The sequence below is a fragment of the Streptosporangium sp. NPDC051023 genome (assembly GCF_040689595.1).
Lineage (GTDB): Bacteria > Actinomycetota > Actinomycetes > Streptosporangiales > Streptosporangiaceae > Streptosporangium.
Map to the genome: position 1 here is coordinate 75,570 of NZ_JBFBCE010000018.1, position 18,677 is coordinate 94,246.

Genomic DNA, 18,677 nt, shown 5'->3' on the forward strand with positions numbered 1-18,677 from the left:
TCTCTCCGGGCCCCGCGCCCGTTCATGGGGGATCAACCGTGAAGCTTTCCGCGAAGGCCAGGACCGCCACCGGCGTGCTCGGCCTGGCCGTGGCACTGACCCTGGGAGCCGCCCTCGTCCCCGGCGAGCGGCCGGCGCCCACGGCCACCACCTCTCCGGCGGACCGGCCGGGACTCGCCGGGACCTCGCTCCCGGCCACCTCACCCAGCGGCACGATCGAGGCGCTGAGCGCCCGGCTCCGCAGGCTGCCCAGGGACCACCAGGCCTGGGCGCAGCTGGGCATGGCCTATGTCCAGCAGGCACGCGTCACCGCCGACCCCTCCTTCTATCCCAAGGCGGAGGGGGCGCTGACCAGGGCCGCCGAGCTGAGCCCCGGCGACTTCGCCGTGCTGACAGGGCAGGCCGCGCTCGCCGCGGGCCGCCACGAGTTCGCCGAGGCGGTGCGGCTGGCCACGCGGTCCGCCGAGGTGAACCCGTACGGACAGGGCGCCCAGGCGGTACTCGCCGATGCCTACACCCAGCTCGGCCGGTACGGCGAGGCCACCCGGGCGGTCGACAGGATGATGGAGCTTCGCCCCGGCGTCACGGCCTTCACCCGGGCCTCCTACGACGCTGAGATCAGGGGTGAGCGCGACCTGGCCCGCGAGATGCTGGAACGCGCCCTGGACGACGCCTTCGCCCCCTCGGACATCGCCTACTGCCGCCACTACCTCGGTGAGCTGGCCCTGCACTCCGGGGACCTGCGTGGCGCCACCGAGCAGTACCGTCTCGCGCTGAAGGCGGACCCCGGCTTCACCCCCGCCCTGGCGGGGACGGCGCGGGCCGCCGCGCTCGGCGGCAGGCTGCGGGAGGCGGCGGACCTCTACGCGACCGTGGTCTCCCGGCTCCCCCTGGCCCAGTACGTGACCGAGTACGGCGAGGTGCTCGCCAAGGCGGGCGGGAACCCCGCGCCGCAGTGGACACTGCTGCGCGCGCAACAGGTCCTGACGGAGCAGGCCGGGGTCAGGGACGACCTGACCTGGGCCGAGTTCGAGGCCGACCACGGCTCCCCCGCGCTCGCCGTACGGCACGCAGAAGCGGAGTACGGCCGCAACCCCAACGTGGTCGCCGCCGACGCCCTGGCCTGGGCACTGCACCGCGAGGGGCGCGACCGCGAGGCGCTGCCGTACGCCAGGAAGGCCACCTCGACCGGCTGGCGCAACGCCCTGCTCCTCAACCACCGCGCCGAGATCGAACGCGCACTGGGCCTGACGAGGGAGTCGAAACGCTCCTTCTCCCTCGCCCACGAGGCCGACCCCGCTTTCTCCCCCGATCTGCCCGCCCTCGGGAGGTTGTCATGACATCGGGAAAAGTCCCGCGGCCCGTGCGCAGGGCCCTCGCCTCGGCCGTGTCCTGCCTGACGGTCGCGCTGTGCGCGGCGTTCGCACTGCCCGCCCAGCCCGCGGCCGCCCTGGCCGCGCATCCGCTGGGTAACTTCACGGTCAACCACTACAACGGCCTGCGGATCACCCCCGGCCAGGTGGAGAACACGGCGATCGTCGACAGCGCGGAGCTGCCCACCCTCCAGGCCCGTGCCGAAGTGGACGCCGACGGCTCCGGCGAGGTCTCCGCCGACGAGCTGTCGGCGTACGGCACCGCCCGCTGCGCCGCGCTCGCCGGGGCGCAGCGGCTGACCGTGAACGGGGCCCCGGTCGCGTGGCGGGTCACGGAGGCGGCCTTCGGGTACGCCCAGGGACAGGGCGGGCTGCGGACCAGCCGCCTGACGTGCGGACTCTCCGCCACCGCGAGGACACAGGGGACGGTCGGCTTCAGCGACGACTTCCTCGCCGACCGGATCGGCTGGCGGGAGATCACCGCGGTCGCCTCGGGAGGGATGCGCCTCGCACGCTCCTCGGTTTCGGGGACGAGTGTCAGCCGGGAGCTGCGAACCTACCCGAACGACCTGCTGACCAGCCCTCTCGACCAGCGTACGGCGGAGCTGAGCGTCGTCCCGGGAAGCGGGCCGACGGCGATCGCGCTGCCACTGGTCTCGGGAGGCCCGGTCGGCGACGCGCTGGCCTGGCTCGACCGCACGTTCACCGGCCTGGTCGGCACCGAGTCGCTGACCGTGCCGCTGGGACTGCTGGCGGTGCTCATGGCCGTCGCCCTGGGGGCGGGGCACGCCCTCATCCCCGGGCACGGCAAAACCATCATGGCCGCCTACCTGGCGGGTAGGAGGGGCCGCCCCCGCGACGCGCTGATCGTCGGCGCGACCGTCACCGCGACCCACACCGTGGGCGTCCTGGTGATCGGCCTACTGCTGACCGCCTTCTCCGCCCTCAGCGGCGAGTCGGTGCTGGCCTGGCTCGGCCTGGTCAGCGGCCTGCTGATCACCGTCGTCGGCGCCGGGCTCCTGCGCTCGGCCTGGTACACCTACCGCACCGGTGAGGCCTCGGCCCACGGACACGACCACTTCGGCCACGGCCACGGTCACGGTCATGGGCACAGCCACGGCCACGGTCATGGGTCCGGCCACTCCGGCAACGGACGTCCTTACGAGCACGACCGTGAACACGTCCCCTCCGACCGTGAACGCTCCGGCCACGAACACCTTCGCGGCCACGGACCCGACCTCTCCGAACCAGGCGCCCAGCCCCGCGAAGACTCAGACGACCCGGCCCTTACGGGCTCGCGGGTCGCCGTCCTGGAGCGAGAAGGCACGGGACCGGACGAGGCCGCGAACCCCGCGGGCCGTACAGGGCGACGTTCAGGGGAGGACCGCTCGCGGCGCGGGCTGGTGGGGCTCGGGGTGGCCGGAGGGCTGGTGCCCAGCCCCTCCGCGCTCGTCGTCCTGCTCGGCGCGATCGGGCTCGGCCGCACCTGGTTCGGAGTCGCCCTGATCCTGGCCTACGGCATCGGCATGGCGGGCACGCTCACCGCGACCGGCCTGCTTCTGGTCAAGCTCGCGGGACGTTTCGACCGTCTCACGGCGAGGGGGAACGGCATGGCGGCCCGCCTGTCCGCACTCGTCCCGGTCGGCACCGCCGTCGTGGTGATGGTGCTCGGCCTGGGGCTGGCCGTACGGAGCCTCACCGGAGCCGCCTGAGCCCTGCCGTCACGCGGGACGGGCACAGCGACGCCCCGCGTGACGGGGCGTCCTCCTCCCGGAGCACGAGCGGCCGGGCTACCGTGTCCTACTATGTCCTACTGCGTCTCCTCCCGGAGGCGAACCCACAGGCCGCCGAGCGCGGCCACGTCCCCCGAGCTCGTGAGGGACCCCTTGTCCGCCTGACGCCGACCCCACAGGTGGAGCAGGAGATCTCCCGGCTCGCCGTCGATCCGCGCGTCCGGCACCGCCCCCTCCGGCGCCCGCTCCACATGGTCCTTGCGCAGCGTCACCGCCCACTGCCGCCCGCCGCACCCCAGGGCCACCGTACGGTCGACGCCCTGGTGCTGCTCCGTCCTGTCCCCGAAGTCGTGGGTGAGAAACCCGAGAAGCTCGTCGACGCCGTCCACCGCCAGTTCCGCATCGATCGGGGTTTCCTGCCCGCAGGCCAGCTCCGCGTCGACACGGTGAACCGCCGTCTCGTGCGCCATCCGGCGGTACCAGAAGCCGACCGTCTGGTCCGGCGGGAACCAGGTGTGGGACGTCGCCCCCGGCCCACGGACGACGAGCTGGTCGAGGAGCGCGTCACGCAGGGAGACGAACCAGGCAGGCAGCGCGGCGGCGTCGGCCGCGTGCGGCGCCCGCTCGGCTTTCTCCGGCGCGCGCCCCAGCCGCATGCACAGGATCTTGTGGTCGTACACCTCCCCGACGTGCCGCAGAAGATCATGATTGGTCCAGCCGGGACACGACGGCACCGCGTTGTCCGGACCTTGCTGAACCACCGCGAGCAGACGGTCGCTGTCGGCGCGGATCAGATCGAGATATCGAGTGTGCTCCATGACCGTATGGTGTCGCACGCCCCCGACATTCACGACGTGCTCGGCCGCCCCCGCCTTTTCTCCGACCGTCTCGGGACACGTCCCCGGAACCCGTCTCAGTCGGGTTCCGGGACGTCGTCGTACTCGGCGTCGCCCTCCTCCGCCCTGCGCAGCCCGATGTCCTCGACCCACGCGGCGGCGAACCTGCGGATCTCCCCGATCCGCTCCTCATCGATCCCGTACGCCTCGAAGTCCTCGTCGGCGATCAGCTCGACGAACTCAAGGCGCATCACCAGCTCGGCGAGGGAGAACTCCTCGTTGTGCAGGCGGGCCAGGTGTTCCAGGTCGCGGAAGCCGTACAGGTGGGAGACGGAGGCGACGTCGATGACGTCGCGGGCGAGGCTGCGCTCGTGCAGGGCGCGCATCTTCAGGCCGACCGCGTCGTCGAGGGAGAGCACGGACACGTCTCCGACGATCACCGGCTGGCGTTGGAAGGCCTCCCTGAGCAGGTCGAACTCGCAGCTCTGCTCGGTCACCGGGTCGCTCACGACCAGGCGTCCCATCCGGGGCGTGACCTCGACCACGGTGGCATCGAGGCCCGCCTCCTCGAACGCCTCCGCGATGCCGTCGGCGACCTCCGGCAGCGGGGTCTCGGCGGCGGTGGCGAAGTCGAGGTCGTCGCTGGGACGTTCGGTGAAGCCGTGGGCGTTCATCGCGTAGCCGCCCGCCAGTACCAAGCCGAACCGGTCGCAGGCGGGAAGCACGGCCTGCAGCATCCGCTGCTGGAAAGGGGGCAGGAACATCACTCCCACCCCAGACCGCTGATCTTGCTCTCCCAGGCCCTCCGGTAGCTCGGCCCGATCCCCCTGCGCAGAGCCGGCCAGTCGGCGACCAGGAGGTCGGCGTTCAAATACGACTCGGCGTCCGCGCGGGCGCCGCCGGTGATGACGGTGCGGTACAGGCTCATCCGCAGCAGCGGGTTTGCCAGGTCGAACTCGATGAGCCCGGACCAGCCCAGGTGGACGGGCAGGGTGACCACCCCCGTGGCGGGACCGCGCAGGTCGGCCAGGGAGTTGGGGACGCGCCGCTCCACACCGTCCCAGCGGGACGGAAGCACACTCACGCCTTCCAGTATGCCCACGCCGACGTGCCCCGCCGTAGCACCGCGCGCGGCCCGGCACGGCGCGCCTACCGTCGTGGCCTCAGGCGGCTTGAGGGGAGGTCGTGCCTGCCGGAGACGAACTCCTGGAAGGCGATCTTGGCCTGGATCACCGGGCGGCGCCAGCGGTCCTCGCGGCGCTGGGCCCTGGCCAGCTTGCGGGGCTGCGGGTTCCGGGAGCCGGGGGCGAAGAACCAGTGCGCCCACGGGGATCCCGGGCGGGCCAGCCGGAGCGCGCCGGGGATCAGCAGGATCGGGACGAACAGGCCGACCAGGCCCGTCCAGATCTTTCCCTTGAGCAGGGTGACCACGGCGAGCACGAGGTTGAGCACGATGAAGCCCGCGGCCACCCACGCCCCCTGCGCCGTGCCGTCGGACCTCTCCCAGCCAAGCGGGCGCAGCCCGAGCAGGAGCAGGCCGGTGACCGCGATCGCGATGAACACCGCGTCGACCGATGTCCGGCCCTCCTCCTCCCAGTAGACGTCGTGCAGGTGCAGGATCAGCGCGAACTCGTCCAGGATCAGGGCTGCGCCGACGCCGAAGACGGCCGCCGTCAGGGCGTACCAGGCCTGGGAGACGCCGGAGACGAGCAGCCCGGAGACCCCGCCGAGCATGGTCAGCACCACGCCGAACACCACGTGGTGGATGTGCATCTCACCGACGTTGACGTTGCCGAACCAGCCGATCTTGGCGCGGATGAGCCGGACGTTGATCCGGGTGAAGACGAAGGCGCCGATCAGCGCGACAAAGAAACAGAAGAGCGGTAGCCGTCCTGTTTCCACGATCCGTTGCTGGAACAAATCCCCCACTGCTCTCCCAGATTATGCGAGGGGCTCCCATGATCGCGCCAGGAGTCCCCGCGAGCGAGCCGGCGGGAGAGCGCTCCCGTCAGGCGAGAAAGCCCCGCAGCAGGGCCGCGGTGCCCTCGAGGTGCTCGGCGACCGCCCTGCGCGCGGCGTCGGGGTCGCCCGCGAGGATGGCCGCCACGATCGCCTCGTGCTGGACGGCGGCGTGCTGGATGTTGCGCTGGAGCACCGGGATGGCGTTGAGCAGGTCGGTGACCCGCAGCCTGGCGTCCGCGCAGGCCGCCGCGAGCAGCGGCGAGCCGGTCAGTTCCGCGATGGCCAGGTGGAAGGCCGTGTCCTGGCGGCGGTAGTCGTCGGGGCCGGCCGAGTTGACCTCCCGCAGGCGTTGCCGCAGAGTGTCGCGCCGCTCCTGGTCGAGCGGCGTGCTGGCGAGCACCTGGGCGGCACCGCACTCGACCGCCATCCTGAAGGTGAGCGCGTCCGCCAGGTCGTCGGTGCCCATGTCGGCGACGGCCCTGCGCAGGTCCGTCTGGCTCGGGCGTGGCGGGGTGTAGGTGACGAACGCGCCGCCGTACCTGCCTCGCCGCACGTCGAGGTAGCCCGCCTCCTGCAGGGCGCGGATGGCCTCGCGCAGGGTGACCCTGCTGATGCCGAGGCGCGCGGCCAGCTCACGCTCCGGTGGCAGCTTCTCGGTCACCATGCCCAGCTTGATCGCCTGGAGCAGCCGCTCGACCGTCTCCTCGAACGCGTTGCCCGCGCGGACCGGCCGCAGCACGGCCGCCAGATGCACCGACTCGTTCAATTCACCTCCAAACCTTGACAAGACATTCTCCGTATACATCAATGGTCTGACACTAGCCCAATAGAACTTCGGCGAGGAGGGCTGCGTGGACGTCGGTGAGCTTCGTGACGAGGTGGCGGCGGGACGGATCGACACCGTGCTGCTGGCGATCGTCGACATGCAGGGGCGTCTGCAGGGAAAACGACTGTCCGCGCGGTACTTCCTCGAGGAGGTGCTGCACCACGCCTCCGAGGGCTGCAACTACCTGCTCGCGGTCGACGTGGACATGAACACCGTCGACGGTTACACGATGTCCTCCTGGGAGCGGGGATACGGCGACTTCGTGATGAGGCCCGACCTTTCCACGCTGCGCAGGGTGCCGTGGCAGGAGGGCACGGCCCTGGTGATGGCCGACCTGCTCTGGGAGGACGGCTCGGACGTGGTCGCCTCGCCCCGGCAGATCCTGCGCGGGCAGCTCGGCAGGCTGGCCGAGCGGGGCTGGGAGGCGTTCGTCGGGACCGAGCTGGAGTTCGTCGTCTACGACGACAGCTACGAGGAGGCCTGGCGCAGGGGCTACCGCGACCTGTCCCCCGCCAACCTCTACAACGTCGACTACTCCCTCCTCGGCACCGCCAGGATCGAGCCGCTGCTGCGCAGGATCAGGCTCGGCATGGAGGGCGCGGGGATGTACGCCGAGTCGGTCAAGGGCGAGTGCAACCTCGGCCAGCACGAGATCGCCTTCCGCTACGCGGACGCCCTCACCACCTGCGACAACCACTCCGTCTACAAGAACGGCGCCAAGGAGATCGCCGCCCAGGAGGGCAGGTCGATCACCTTCATGGCCAAGCCGAACCAGCGCGAGGGCAACTCCTGCCACATCCACATCTCCCTGCGGGACGGGACCGGGGAGCCGGTGATGGCGGGGGCGGGGCCGTATGGGCTGTCGGACCTGGGGCGGCACTTCATCGCCGGGCAGCTCGCCTGCCTGCGCGAGCTGACCCTGCTCTACGCCCCGAACATCAACTCCTACAAGCGGTACGTACCGGGCAGCTTCGCCCCGACCGCCGTCAGGTGGGGGGTGGACAACCGGACCTGTGCGTTCCGCCTGGTCGGGCACGGGCAGTCGCTGCGCGTCGAGAACCGGGTGCCCGGCGGCGACGTCAACCCCTACCTGGCGGTCTCGGCGCTGATCGCGGCTGGGCTGTACGGCATCGAGCACGAGCTGCCGTTGGAGGAGGCGTTCAGTGGGAACGCCTACACATCGGGAGCGGAGACCGTGCCGCAGACGCTCAGGGACGCCCTGGGACTGTGGGAGGGATCAACGCTGGCGGGGAACGCCTTCGGCGAGGACGTCGTGGCGCACTATGCGAACAACGCCCGGGTCGAGCTGGCCGCCTTCGAGGCGGCGGTCACCGACTGGGAGCTGTTCCGAGGATTCGAGCGGATGTGACGATGAAGATCATCAATCCGGCGACGGAAGAGGTCGTCGCCGACGTGGAGTTCGCGGACGCGGCCGAGGTCGACCGGGCGGTCGAGCGCGCCAGGCGGGCCTTCGCCACCTGGCGCCACGTCGCCCCCGGTGACCGGGCCAGGCTGCTGCGCGCCTTCGCCCGCCTGGTGGGCGAGCACGCGCAGGAGCTGGCCGGACTGGAGATCGCGAGCGCGGGGCACACCGTCGGCAACGCCCGCTGGGAGGCGGGCAACGTCCGCGACGTGCTGGACTTCTACGCCGGGGCGCCGGAGCGCAACCACGGCAAGCAGATCCCGGTGCCCGGCGGCGTCGATGTGACCTTCCAGGAGCCGCTCGGCGTCGTCGGCGTGATCGTGCCGTGGAACTTCCCCATGGTCATCATGACCTGGGGGGTCGCCCCCGCGCTCGCCGCGGGCAACACCGTGATCGTCAAGCCCGCCGAGCAGACGCCGCTGACCGCGCTGCGGCTGGCCGAGCTGGCCCTGGCCGCGGGCCTGCCCGAGGGGGTGCTCCAGGTCCTGCCGGGGGCCGGTGAGGTCGCGGGTGCCCGGCTGGTCGAGCATCCGGATGTGGCGAAGATCGTGTTCACCGGCTCGACCGAGGTGGGCAAGCGGATCGCGGCCACCTGCGCGGGACAGGTCAAGCGGATCACCCTGGAGCTGGGCGGCAAGAGCGCCAATGTGGTCTTCGCCGACGCCGACCTGGAGAAGGCGGCGGCGACCGCGCCGTACGCCGTGTTCGACAACTCGGGCCAGGACTGCTGCGCGCGCTCCCGAATCCTCGTCGAACGCTCCGTCCACGACGACTTCCTCGAACGGCTCACCCGGGCGGTGCTGAACGTCAAGGTTGGCGACCCCCGCGACGAGGCCACGGAGATGGGCCCGCTGATCAGCGCCGAGCACCGCGACCGGGTGGCCTCGTTCGTCACCGGTACGGCGCACGCCACCGGGTCGTGCCCCTCGGGGCCCGGGTTCTGGTATCCCGCGACGCTCCTCACCCCGGACAGCCTGGACGATCCCGCGTTCACCGAGGAGATCTTCGGGCCCGTGGTGACGGTCGTGCCCTTCGACGACGAGGCGGACGCCGTACGGATCGCCAACGACACGCGCTACGGCCTCAGCGGCTCCATCTGGACCCGCGACGTGGGACGCGCGCTGCGGGTCGCCCGCGCGGTCGAGGCGGGCAACCTCAGCGTGAACTCCCATTCGAGCGTCCGCTACTGGACGCCGTTCGGGGGGTTCAAGCAGTCGGGGCTCGGCCGCGAGCTGGGCCCGGACGCCCTGTCCGCGTTCACCGAGACCAAGAACGTCTTCTTTTCCGAGGAGTAGAGCATGCGGCGTTTGCAGGACCGGGTTGCCGTCGTGACCGGCGCGGGGAGCGGGATCGGCCTGGCGACCGTGCGGAGGTTCGCCGAGGAGGGGGCCCGCGTCGTGTGCGTCGACCTGGACGAGGCGAGCGGGTCGGCGGCGGCGGCCGAGGCCGGAGGCCTGTTCGTCAAGGCCGACGTCTCCAGCGAGGACGACGTGGCCAGGACGTTCCAGACCGCGTTCGACACCTACGGCAGCGTGGACGTCGCGTTCAACAACGCGGGCATCTCGCCTCCCGACGACGACTCGATCCTGGAGACCGGCCTCGACGCGTGGCGGCGGGTCCAGGAGGTCAACCTCACCTCGGTCTACCTGTGCTGCAAGCACGCCATCCCCTACATGCGCCGCCAGGGCAAGGGATCGATCATCAACACCGCGTCGTTCGTGGCGGTGATGGGCTCGGCGACCAGCCAGATCTCCTACACCGCGTCGAAGGGCGGGGTGCTGGCCATGTCCAGGGAGCTGGGCGTGCAGTTCGCCCGGGAGGGGATCAGGGTCAACGCGCTCTGCCCCGGGCCGGTGAACACACCGCTGCTACAGGAGCTGTTCGCCAAAGACCCCGAGCGGGCGCAGCGCCGCCTGGTGCACATCCCGGTCGGCCGGTTCGCCGAGGCCTCGGAGATCGCCGCCGCGGTCGCGTTCCTGGCGTCGGACGACGCGAGCTTCATCACCGGCTCCGAGTTCCTGGTCGACGGCGGCATCTCGGGCGCCTACGTCACGCCCCTGTAGCCATCGGCTGTCATCGAGAACGTGCCGGGACGTGGACCTGCGCCCCACGTCCCGGCATCAGGCAGAAAAGAGATCATGTCCCGTCCCATCATCGGCGTCACCTGTTACGTCGAGCCCGCGAAGTTCACCGTCTGGGAGACGACCGCCGCGCTCCTGCCGTACAACTACGTCGACCACGTGGCCCGCGCGGGCGGCCAGCCGGTGATCCTGCCCCCGGTGGGCGATCCCGCGACGGCGGTCGAACGGCTGGACGGGCTGATCCTGGCCGGTGGCGGAGACGTCGATCCGGCACGGTACGGCCAGGCCCAGCACGAGCAGACGGGTTACGTCCGCGAGTTCCGGGACACCGCCGAGTTCGGCCTGGTCAGGGCGGCGCTGGAGCGGGGCGTGCCGTTCCTGGGCGTCTGCCGGGGGCTGCAGGTCCTCAACGTCGCCCTCGGTGGCAGCCTGCACCAGCACCTGCCCGACGTGGTGGGCGGCCGCGACCACGCCCCGGCCCCGGGCAGGTACGGCCGGATGCCGGTGAAACCCACCCCGGGCAGCCTGACCTCGGAGATCCTTGGCACCGGCCCGGCCGAGGTGGCCCACTACCACCACCAGGCCGTGGACCGAGTCGGCGCCGGCCTGACCGTGACCGCGACCGCGGAGGACGGCACGGTCGAGGCCGTCGAGCTGCGGGATCACCCGTTCGCCCTCGCGGTCCAGTGGCACCCCGAGGCCGACGACGAGTCCGCGCTCTTCGAGGCCCTGGTACGGCACGCCCGCGCCTGAACGCGGTCACTCGTGGGCGAGGAGGCGGTCCCACGGGAGCCGCCGAACCAGCGGGGACGGGGAGCCTGACCGGAAACGAGCGGGGGCCGTGACCGGAAACGGCGGCGGTCACGGCCCCGCAAGGTACCGAAGCGAGAAGATCGGCGAGGGACTGTGGCCGCGCGGGGATTTCGCTCGGCCCTCGCGTACGGTTAGGCTGGCCACGACACCGATGAATCCCGCGCGGGAGAGCGTCCTGACATCCAGGCCAGGACCCCTGAAGGAGCAAGCCCTCCCCGCGAACCTCTCAAGGCAAAGGACCGTGCGGGTAGGTGCCCTCTGGAAAGCAGGCCCCGAGGCCTCGCCGAAGGTGAAAGTCCGGCAAAAAACGGGCGAAGCTCTCAGGCATCCATGACAGAGGGGGAGGATGCTCTCATCTGACCCCTGTCTGAGGTGCGAACATGTCCCGACCCACGCCGCTGCGCGGCGTCCACGAGGCTCTCGGCGCGACGCTGACCGACTTCGCGGGCTGGCTGATGCCGCTCCGCTACGGGAGCGAGTCCGCCGAGCACAACGCGGTCCGCCAGGCGGCGGGCCTGTTCGACCTGTCCCACATGGGCGAGATCTTCGTGACGGGCCCGCAGGCGGGCCAGGCCCTCGACCACGCGCTCGTCGGCTACATCTCCGCCCTCGAGCCGGGGCGCGCCCGCTACACGATGATCGTCGACCCTCGGGGCGGCGTGCTGGACGACCTGATCGTCTACCGCCTGGCGGACGAGGAGTTCATGGTCGTCGCCAACGCCTCCAACTACCCCCGCGTCGCCGCCGAGCTCACCGAGCGCGCCGGGACCTTCGACGCCGCGGTCGAGGACCGCTCCGAGCGATACGCGCTGGTCGCGGTCCAGGGACCGAAGGCCCGCGCCATCCTGGGCGAGCTCACCGAGGCCGACCTCGACAACCTCAAGTACTACGCGGGCCTGCCCGCGACCGTGGCGGGGCGCGAGGCCCTCATCGCCCGCACCGGATACACCGGTGAGGATGGCTTCGAGCTGTTCGTGGCCGCGCAGGACGCCGAGCCGCTCTGGGCCGCGCTCACCAAGGCGGGCGAGCCGTACGGCCTGCTTCCCGCCGGACTGTCCGCGCGCGACACCCTCCGTCTCGAGGCCGGGATGCCGCTGTACGGCAACGAGCTGTCCGCAGAGCTCACTCCGTTCGACGCGGGGCTCGGCCGTGTGGTGAGGTTTGACAAGCCCGGTGACTTCGTCGGCAGGCAGGCCCTTGAACCGCTCAAGGACGTCCCGCCGACCCGTCGCCTGGTCGGACTGATCGCGACCGGCCGCAGGGTGCCCCGCCACGGGTATCCGGTGGTGCTCTCCGACGGCGGCGCCGTCGTCGGAGAGGTGACCAGCGGAGCGCCTTCCCAGACACTGGGCAGGCCGATCGCCATGGCCTACGTGGACAACGACCTGTCCACAGGCCTGGCCGTGGACATCCGGGGTAGCCACGAGCCGGTCGAGGTCGTTGAACTGCCTTTCTACAGGAGGAAAAAGTGAGCAACATTCCCGAGGACCTGCACTACACCAAGGAACACGAGTGGATCTCGGGCATCGACGACGGCCTGACCCTGACCGTGGGCATCACCGCCTACGCCGCCAACGCGCTGGGTGACGTGGTCTACGTGCAGGTGCCCGAGGTCGGTTCGGCGGTCACCGCGGGCGACGCGGTCGGCGAGGTCGAGTCGACCAAGTCGGTGAGCGACATCTTCGCGCCGGTGAGCGGCGAGATCGTCGAGGTCAACGAGGCGGTTGTGGACGACCCCTCGCTGGTCAACAGCGACTCATACGGTGAGGGCTGGTTGTTCCGCGTCCGCCTTGAGGGCGACCCGGACGACCTGCTGTCTCCCGAGGAGTACGCCGCGCTCACTTCGGGCGAATCCTGAAATCTCTTGGCTTGTGTCGTGATCATGCGCGCCCGCCGGCGCGCATGATCACGGCGATGTGACATGGCATGAAGGCAGGGACAGATCAATGGCGATCAGCGTCTTCGACCTCTTCAAGATCGGGATCGGCCCGTCCAGCTCGCACACCGGCGGCCCGATGGCCGCCGCCCACAAGTTCGCCCGCGGTCTCGACCTGGAAGGGCTCCTGGACAAGACCGCCAGGGTCGAGGTGATCCTCTACGGCTCACTCGGCCTGACCGGAAAGGGCCACGGCAGCGACAAAGCCGTCCTGCTCGGTCTGTCCGGGGAGAAGCCCGAACTCGTCGACGTCGACACCGTGGACGACCGGCTGGCCGCCATGCGCGCCTCGGGAACGATCCAGCTCTACGGCTCCCACGGGATCCCCTTCGTGGTCGGCGAGCACCTCGTCTTCGAACGCAAGATCTCACTGCCGCACCACCCGAACGGCATGCGCTTCACCGCCTTCTCCGAAACGGGTGACATCCTTCGCCAGAAGGTCTACTACTCGGTCGGCGGCGGCTTCGTCGTCGACGAGAACGCCACCGGAGCCGATCGGATCAAGCCGGACGACACCGTCCTTCCGTACCCCTTCACCACGGCCGCCGAGTTGCTCGGCCACTGCGCGGAGACGGGGCTGTCGATCTCCGGCCTGATGCTGGAGAACGAGAAGGCCTTCGGGCGTTCGGAGCAGGAGATCCGCGACCGGTTGCTGGAGCTGTGGCGCGTCATGGCCGAGTGCGTCAGGCGCGGCACCGCCAAGGAGGGCGTGCTGCCCGGCGGGCTGAAGGTCAAGCGCAGGGCCCACCAGCTTCACCGGAGGCTGCAGAGCGAGGCCACGGAGAAGGACCCGCTGCACGCGATGGACTGGGTCTCGCTGTTCGCCCTGGCGGTGAACGAGGAGAACGCGGCGGGCGGGCGCATCGTCACCGCCCCGACGAATGGCGCCGCGGGCATCGTCCCGGCCGTGCTCACCTACTACGACCGGTTCGTCCCACACGCCGACGACGACGGGGTGGTGCGCTTCCTGCTCACCGCGGGGGCGATCGGCGTGCTGTTCAAGGAGAACGCCTCGATCTCGGGGGCGGAGGTCGGCTGTCAGGGCGAGGTCGGCTCGGCGTGCTCGATGGCCGCGGCCGGGCTCACCGAGACGCTGGGCGGTACCCCGGAGCAGGTGGAGAACGCCGCCGAGATCGGCATCGAGCACAACCTGGGGCTGACCTGCGACCCGATCGGCGGCCTGGTGCAGATCCCGTGCATCGAGCGCAACGCGGTCGCCTCGATCAAGGCGATCGCCGCGGCCAGGATCGCGCTGCGCGGCGACGGCCGTCACTTCGTGTCCCTGGACAAGGCGATCAGGACGATGCGCGACACCGGGCGCGACATGCTCGACAAGTACAAGGAGACGAGCCGGGGCGGCCTGGCGGTGAACGTCATCGAGTGCTGACCGCCGTACCGGGGGGCCCAGCACCATCGGACAAATGAGTCAATCAGCCCGAAATTTCACCATCTCGCTCGGTGACCTCCCGTGCCACGCCTATGCTGGGTGACCCTGTCGCTGAGACTCGGGAGGTCGCGGTGTCGACGGAGGTTCTTGAACCGGAGGGAACGCGTCCGGGGAGCCGTGCCCGCCACCGCGCGCTCCCCCTCTCCCACGATCACCGCGGCCCCCGTGTGCTGCGCTTCGCCGGCTCCCACGTGCTCTTCGCGGTCGCCCTGCTCGCCGGGGCCGGGGTCCGCGCGCTGGCCGTGCTCGGCTACCGGCCGGCGCTGTGGTTCTGGGCCGACTCCTTCGTCTACCTCGGCGCCGGGCTCGACCCCCGGCCCATGGAGTCGCGCCCCTCCGGTTACTCCCTGCTGCTGTGGGCGCTGCGGCCGCTGTCCAGCGTCCAGGCGGTGGTCGTGTTCCAGCACCTGCTCGGGCTCGCCATGGCGGTCTGCGTCTACCTCCTGCTGCGCCGCCTCGGCGGGCTGCCGGGGTGGGGGGCGACGCTCGCCGCGCTCCCCGTGCTGCTGGACGTCCACCAGGTCCAGCTCGAACACCTCGTGATGGCGGATCTGCTGCTGGAGTTCCTGGCGGTCGCGGCGGTCACGCTGGTGATGTGGCGGCGGCGGCCGCCGGTCTGGGCGGCGCTGCTCACCGGGTTACTGCTCGCGGCGGCGACCGCGACCAGAACGATCGGGCTGCCGCTGATCGCCGTGGTGCTGGTGTGCATGGTGATCAGACGGACCGGGTGGAGAGCGGTCACGGCCGCCGCGCTGGCCTGCGCGATCGGCCTGGGCGGCTACGCGGCCTGGTTCAGGTCCGAGTACGGCAACTACGGGCTGACCAGGGGGAACGCCTTCCTATGGGCACGCACGATCACCTTCGCCGACTGCGCCAGGATCAAGCCGACCGGCCCCGAGGCCGCTCTGTGCCCGACAGATCCGGTGAGCGAGCGCAAGGCTCCGCCGGTCTACATCTGGGACGGCAACTCACCGCTGAACCGGATCAAGGGCACCTGGGCCGAGCGCGACAGGCTCGCGGGTGCCTTCGCCACCCAGGCCATCAGGGCCCAGCCGCTGGACTTCCTCAACGCGGGCCTGGCCGACGTGGCCCACATCTTCGACTGGGACCGCCGGGTCTACCCGACCCCGGGACCGCAGAGCGCCTACGTCTTCCCCGACGCCGCCAGGCCCTTCCCCAGCGGAGCCGCCTCCCAGGGAAAGACCGCGGAGGAGCTGACCGTCGCCTACCAGGGCGCCTCCGGCGAGACCCGTCTCGTCGAGCCGTACGCCGGGTGGCTGCGCGCCTACCAGGAGTTCGGCTTCCTGCGCGGGCCCTTCCTCGCCGTGGTCGCGCTGTTCGGGCTGGTCGGCGTCCTGCGCAACTGGCGTCGGCTCGGCGGCGCCGTGCTGCTGCCGTGGGCGGTGGGAACCGTGCTGCTGGTCCTGCCGCCCTTCATCGCGGCCTTCGACCACCGCTACGTGGTGCCGGCCGTCCCGTTCGCCTGCCTGGCGGCGGGGCTGGCCTTCGGGGCGCGGGAGCGGAGGCCGGCGACCACGGACGGGCGAGCGGACGGGCGAGCGGACGGGCGAGCGGACGGGCGAGCGGACGGGCGGCCGGACGGCCGCTCAGCAGCCCCGGACAGGCGGACGGACGGCCGCTCAGCGGTCATGGACAGGCGGATCGACAGCCGCTCAGCGACAGCGGACGTGCAGGCGGACGGCCGCCCCGAGGTCCTCGTCCCCTACCGTCCTGCGAACCTTCCCGACCGCGTCCTTGTTCAGCCGGGCGACAAGTTTGCCGACGTCGGCCGCGGGCCCGCAGGTGATCGCGATCCGAAGACGGTCACCTTTGACGTGCCTGACGCTGACTCGGCCGAGCCCTTCGACTTCTTTAACCGCGACTCCCAGCATCGCGGCACCGGCCCCGGTGCGGCCCCCCAGGCGCCCCCAGCCCAGGGTGCGTACCAGCCATCTGATCGCCAGCAACGCCAGCAGCGCCAGTAGCAGCGCGAGGAGCCATCCCAGCCACGCGTGCCCCGCCAGGTAGGCGGGCAGGCCCCTGCCCGCGATCCGGTCGCCGCGCGGCTGGGAGTGGAACCTCCCCTGCCCCCGCAGGAACGCGTACAGCCCGGCCCCGGCCAGCACCGTCCCAAAGACAGCCAGACCGATCCTGTTGTCCAGATACGCCTTCATCAGACCCCCCGTCTGCGCAGCCGTACGACGACCTCACCCCCGCACATCGCGCCCAGGGCTGTCAGGCGGTCCCCCACGACCGTGCCCACCTGGCGCAGCAAGTTGCCGGTCCGGTCGGCGTCGGTAAACACGGTGACCTCGATGTCACGCGCCCCGAGACGCACCCGCGCCCTGCCGACCTCGTCGACCGACTCGGCCGCCGCCCGCAGCGTACGGCGAAGCCCGGCCCTGGTCAGGCCGATCACCATCCGGGAGTCCGCGGACTCGAGCGGCACCAGCCGGGTCCGTCCCGGCAGAGCGGCGAGCATGAGCAGCACGCCCCCCGCCGCCATCGCGGCCAGCGCCACGGCGAAAACCACGGGGTCGGACCATCTGACCACCCCGATCCCCTCGGCGAACCTCCGGTACGGCACGCGCCCGACAGGAGAGCCCATCGCCAGGCCCGCCGTCACACCGGCGGCCAGTGAGAGGCCGGCCGAGGCCAGCAGGGCCACCGCGAGGCCCGCCGGGTTCCTCTCTGGGCGTAGCAACCGCACCGACCTGCGGCGGACCGCGTGCAGGTGCTCCCCGGCCGTCGTGCCGCCCGTTCCCGCCATGATGTCCTGGAGAGTACTCATCACCTGGTCAGGTCTACGCGTCCGCGTGATCGCGCGCGGGGTCGAAGCGGCAACTTTCACGATCTTGGAAGCGCCCTGTCCGGAGAATTTACCGCCGGACCACTAACATGAACACTACTCATATTAAGCGGAGTGAGGTTATCCTGCGTTCATGGACGACCGCCAGCGCTACGACCGGGCAACCGCGCACCTGGATCCCCCCTTCGCCCTGCTGGACCTGGCGGCCCTGCGCTCGAACGCGTCCGAAATGGCTCGCAGGGCGGGCGGAAAACCGATCAGGGTCGCCAGCAAGTCCGTCCGGTCCAGGGCCGTCCTCGAACGGATCCTCGCCATGAACGGCTTCGCGGGAATCATGGCCTTCACCCTGCCCGAGGCCCTCTGGCTGGTTGGGCGCGGACTACGGGACGTGCTCGTCGCCTATCCCACCGTCGACCGCGCGGCACTGGCCGAGCTCGCCGCCGACCCCAGGGCGGCGGAGGAGATCACGGTGATGATCGACAGCACCGAGCAGCTGGACCTCGTCGAGGCCGCGGTCAGCCCCGTTAACAATCGCCACGAAATCCGGATATGTCTTGATATAGATGCGGGCTTCGTGGCGCTCGGCGGCAGGTTCAGGGTGGGTGCCCGCCGCTCCCCGGTACGCGAGCCGGGCCAGGCCGCCGACCTGGCCTCCGCCATCGTCAAACGTCCGGGCTTCCGCCTGGTCGGGATGATGGCCTACGAGGCCCAGATCGCCGGGGTCGGCGACAACCCGCGTGGCAATCCCGCCCTCACCGGGGCCATCCGCTGGATACAGGCCCGCTCACAGCGCGAGCTGGTCGTGCGCAGGGGCCGCATCGTCCAGGCCGTCACTCAGATCACCGACCTGGAGTTCGTCAACGGCGGCGGCACCGGCAGCATCGAGAAAACCGCCCGCGAGAGGGTCGTCACCGAGATCGCCGCAGGATCCGGCTTCTTCCATCCGCGCCTGTTCGACTTCTACCGCGGCTTCACCGGCCGCCCTGCCGCCCTGTTCGCCCTCCCCGTCGTACGGCGCCCCGCCCCCGGCGTCGTCACCGTCCTCGGCGGCGGCTACCACGCCTCCGGCCCCCCTGGCCGGGACCGCCTCCCCCAGCCCTACCTACCGTGCGGGCTGCGCTACGCCCCCGACGAGGGGGCGGGCGAGGTCCAGACCCCGCTCATCGGCCAGGCTGCCGAGGATCTGCGCCCCGGCGACCGCGTCTGGTTCCGGCACGCCAAGGCGGGCGAGCTCTGCGAACGGTTCGCCGCCCTGCACCTGGTCGACGGCGACGAGGTCGTCGAGACCGTCCCCACCTACCGCGGCGAGGGCCGTACCTTCCTCTGAGCACCCTCAGCGAAGGCCGTACCTTCCGCTGACCACCCGCGGGGAGGGCCGTACCCCGCTGACCACCGCAGGCCTCCGGACGAGGCGACGCCCCCGCTCCCCCGCTGAAGC

General features: G+C 71.1%; 17 protein-coding genes and 2 riboswitches. Of the genes, 11 read left to right on the top strand and 6 right to left on the bottom strand.

From position 1 onward, the window contains the following. The first annotated feature begins 38 nt into the window (after window positions 1–38). A complete protein-coding gene (locus AB0395_RS14525) occupies window positions 39–1,340 on the top strand; it encodes a hypothetical protein (protein WP_366280701.1) in 1,302 nt (433 codons plus the stop codon). Next, window positions 1,337–3,085, top strand: a complete 1,749-nt coding sequence (locus AB0395_RS14530; RefSeq protein ID WP_366280703.1) for a High-affinity nickel-transporter — start codon at window positions 1,337–1,339, stop codon at window positions 3,083–3,085. Before AB0395_RS14525 ends, AB0395_RS14530 begins: the two co-directional genes overlap by 4 nt. 98 nt (window positions 3,086–3,183) lie before the next feature. Here the strand turns inward: AB0395_RS14530 and AB0395_RS14535 are convergent, their stop codons facing one another. The 5 genes from AB0395_RS14535 to AB0395_RS14555 all read right to left on the bottom strand — a co-directional run bounded on the left by AB0395_RS14535 (window position 3,184) and on the right by AB0395_RS14555 (window position 6,670). Further along, window positions 3,184–3,924, bottom strand: a complete 741-nt coding sequence (locus tag AB0395_RS14535; RefSeq protein WP_366280705.1) for a maleylpyruvate isomerase family mycothiol-dependent enzyme — start codon at window positions 3,922–3,924, stop codon at window positions 3,184–3,186. Window positions 3,925–4,019: 95 nt separating this feature from the next. Further along, the gene (locus AB0395_RS14540) at window positions 4,020–4,706 is read right to left on the bottom strand and encodes a nucleotidyl transferase AbiEii/AbiGii toxin family protein (RefSeq protein ID WP_366280706.1); all 687 of its coding nucleotides are present in this window, start codon (window positions 4,704–4,706) and stop codon (window positions 4,020–4,022) included. After that, a complete protein-coding gene (locus AB0395_RS14545) occupies window positions 4,706–5,026 on the bottom strand; it encodes a hypothetical protein (RefSeq protein ID WP_366280708.1) in 321 nt (106 codons plus the stop codon). Before AB0395_RS14545 ends, AB0395_RS14540 begins: the two co-directional genes overlap by 1 nt. Before the next feature lie 65 nt (window positions 5,027–5,091). Then, on the bottom strand, window positions 5,092–5,871 hold the full coding sequence (locus AB0395_RS14550; protein WP_366280710.1) for a hypothetical protein: 780 nt from the start codon (window positions 5,869–5,871) through the stop codon (window positions 5,092–5,094). Between the two features lie 79 nt (window positions 5,872–5,950). Next, the gene (locus AB0395_RS14555) at window positions 5,951–6,670 is read right to left on the bottom strand and encodes an FCD domain-containing protein (protein ID WP_366280712.1); all 720 of its coding nucleotides are present in this window, start codon (window positions 6,668–6,670) and stop codon (window positions 5,951–5,953) included. An 85-nt stretch (window positions 6,671–6,755) separates the two neighbouring features. Between AB0395_RS14555 and AB0395_RS14560 the strand changes: the two genes are divergently transcribed. From AB0395_RS14560 to AB0395_RS14595, 8 genes are all read left to right on the top strand, one after another. After that, entirely contained in the window at window positions 6,756–8,099 is a 1,344-nt protein-coding gene (locus AB0395_RS14560) for a glutamine synthetase family protein (RefSeq protein WP_366280713.1), read from the top strand. A gap of 2 nt (window positions 8,100–8,101) precedes the next feature. Then, entirely contained in the window at window positions 8,102–9,448 is a 1,347-nt protein-coding gene (locus tag AB0395_RS14565) for an aldehyde dehydrogenase family protein (protein ID WP_366280715.1), read from the top strand. A gap of 3 nt (window positions 9,449–9,451) precedes the next feature. After that, on the top strand, window positions 9,452–10,216 hold the full coding sequence (locus AB0395_RS14570; RefSeq protein ID WP_366280717.1) for a 3-oxoacyl-ACP reductase: 765 nt from the start codon (window positions 9,452–9,454) through the stop codon (window positions 10,214–10,216). A 75-nt stretch (window positions 10,217–10,291) separates the two neighbouring features. Further along, window positions 10,292–10,987 (top strand): gamma-glutamyl-gamma-aminobutyrate hydrolase family protein, encoded by a 696-nt coding sequence (locus AB0395_RS14575; protein WP_366280719.1) that lies wholly within the window; start codon window positions 10,292–10,294, stop codon window positions 10,985–10,987. A 213-nt stretch (window positions 10,988–11,200) separates the two neighbouring features. Then, window positions 11,201–11,299, top strand: a riboswitch (glycine riboswitch). Continuing rightward, window positions 11,300–11,394, top strand: a riboswitch (glycine riboswitch). A 33-nt stretch (window positions 11,395–11,427) separates the two neighbouring features. Beyond that, window positions 11,428–12,519 (top strand): glycine cleavage system aminomethyltransferase GcvT, encoded by a 1,092-nt coding sequence (gene gcvT / locus AB0395_RS14580; protein ID WP_366280720.1) that lies wholly within the window; start codon window positions 11,428–11,430, stop codon window positions 12,517–12,519. Then, on the top strand, window positions 12,516–12,905 hold the full coding sequence (gene gcvH / locus AB0395_RS14585; RefSeq protein ID WP_366280721.1) for a glycine cleavage system protein GcvH: 390 nt from the start codon (window positions 12,516–12,518) through the stop codon (window positions 12,903–12,905). The genes gcvT and gcvH overlap by 4 nt, the downstream gene beginning before the upstream one ends. Before the next feature lie 88 nt (window positions 12,906–12,993). Continuing rightward, window positions 12,994–14,370: an L-serine ammonia-lyase gene (locus AB0395_RS14590; RefSeq protein WP_366280722.1), complete on the top strand. Its 1,377-nt coding sequence runs from the start codon at window positions 12,994–12,996 to the stop codon at window positions 14,368–14,370. Between the two features lie 131 nt (window positions 14,371–14,501). After that, entirely contained in the window at window positions 14,502–16,415 is a 1,914-nt protein-coding gene (locus AB0395_RS14595) for a hypothetical protein (RefSeq protein ID WP_366280723.1), read from the top strand. A gap of 188 nt (window positions 16,416–16,603) precedes the next feature. Here AB0395_RS14595 and AB0395_RS14600 read toward each other — a convergent pair whose 3' ends face one another. Continuing rightward, a complete protein-coding gene (locus tag AB0395_RS14600; RefSeq protein WP_366280725.1) occupies window positions 16,604–17,221 on the bottom strand; it encodes a DUF6286 domain-containing protein in 618 nt (205 codons plus the stop codon). A 151-nt stretch (window positions 17,222–17,372) separates the two neighbouring features. Between AB0395_RS14600 and AB0395_RS14605 the strand changes: the two genes are divergently transcribed. After that, window positions 17,373–18,566 (top strand): amino acid deaminase/aldolase, encoded by a 1,194-nt coding sequence (locus AB0395_RS14605; protein ID WP_366280726.1) that lies wholly within the window; start codon window positions 17,373–17,375, stop codon window positions 18,564–18,566. Window positions 18,567–18,677 lie beyond the last annotated feature (111 nt).

Excerpts from the sequence above, each read along its gene's own strand:
- AB0395_RS14530 (WP_366280703.1), top strand. The coding sequence starts at position 1,337 with ATGACATCGGGAAAAGTCCCGCGGCCCGTGCGCAGGGCCCTCGCCTCG.
- AB0395_RS14535 (WP_366280705.1), bottom strand. The coding sequence starts at position 3,924 with ATGGAGCACACTCGATATCTCGATCTGATCCGCGCCGACAGCGACCGT.
- AB0395_RS14540 (WP_366280706.1), bottom strand. The coding sequence starts at position 4,706 with ATGTTCCTGCCCCCTTTCCAGCAGCGGATGCTGCAGGCCGTGCTTCCC.
- AB0395_RS14565 (WP_366280715.1), top strand. The coding sequence starts at position 8,102 with ATGAAGATCATCAATCCGGCGACGGAAGAGGTCGTCGCCGACGTGGAG.
- AB0395_RS14570 (WP_366280717.1), top strand. The coding sequence starts at position 9,452 with ATGCGGCGTTTGCAGGACCGGGTTGCCGTCGTGACCGGCGCGGGGAGC.
- AB0395_RS14575 (WP_366280719.1), top strand. The coding sequence starts at position 10,292 with ATGTCCCGTCCCATCATCGGCGTCACCTGTTACGTCGAGCCCGCGAAG.
- gcvT (WP_366280720.1), top strand. The coding sequence starts at position 11,428 with ATGTCCCGACCCACGCCGCTGCGCGGCGTCCACGAGGCTCTCGGCGCG.
- AB0395_RS14590 (WP_366280722.1), top strand. The coding sequence starts at position 12,994 with ATGGCGATCAGCGTCTTCGACCTCTTCAAGATCGGGATCGGCCCGTCC.
- AB0395_RS14600 (WP_366280725.1), bottom strand. The coding sequence starts at position 17,221 with ATGAGTACTCTCCAGGACATCATGGCGGGAACGGGCGGCACGACGGCC.
- AB0395_RS14605 (WP_366280726.1), top strand. The coding sequence starts at position 17,373 with ATGGACGACCGCCAGCGCTACGACCGGGCAACCGCGCACCTGGATCCC.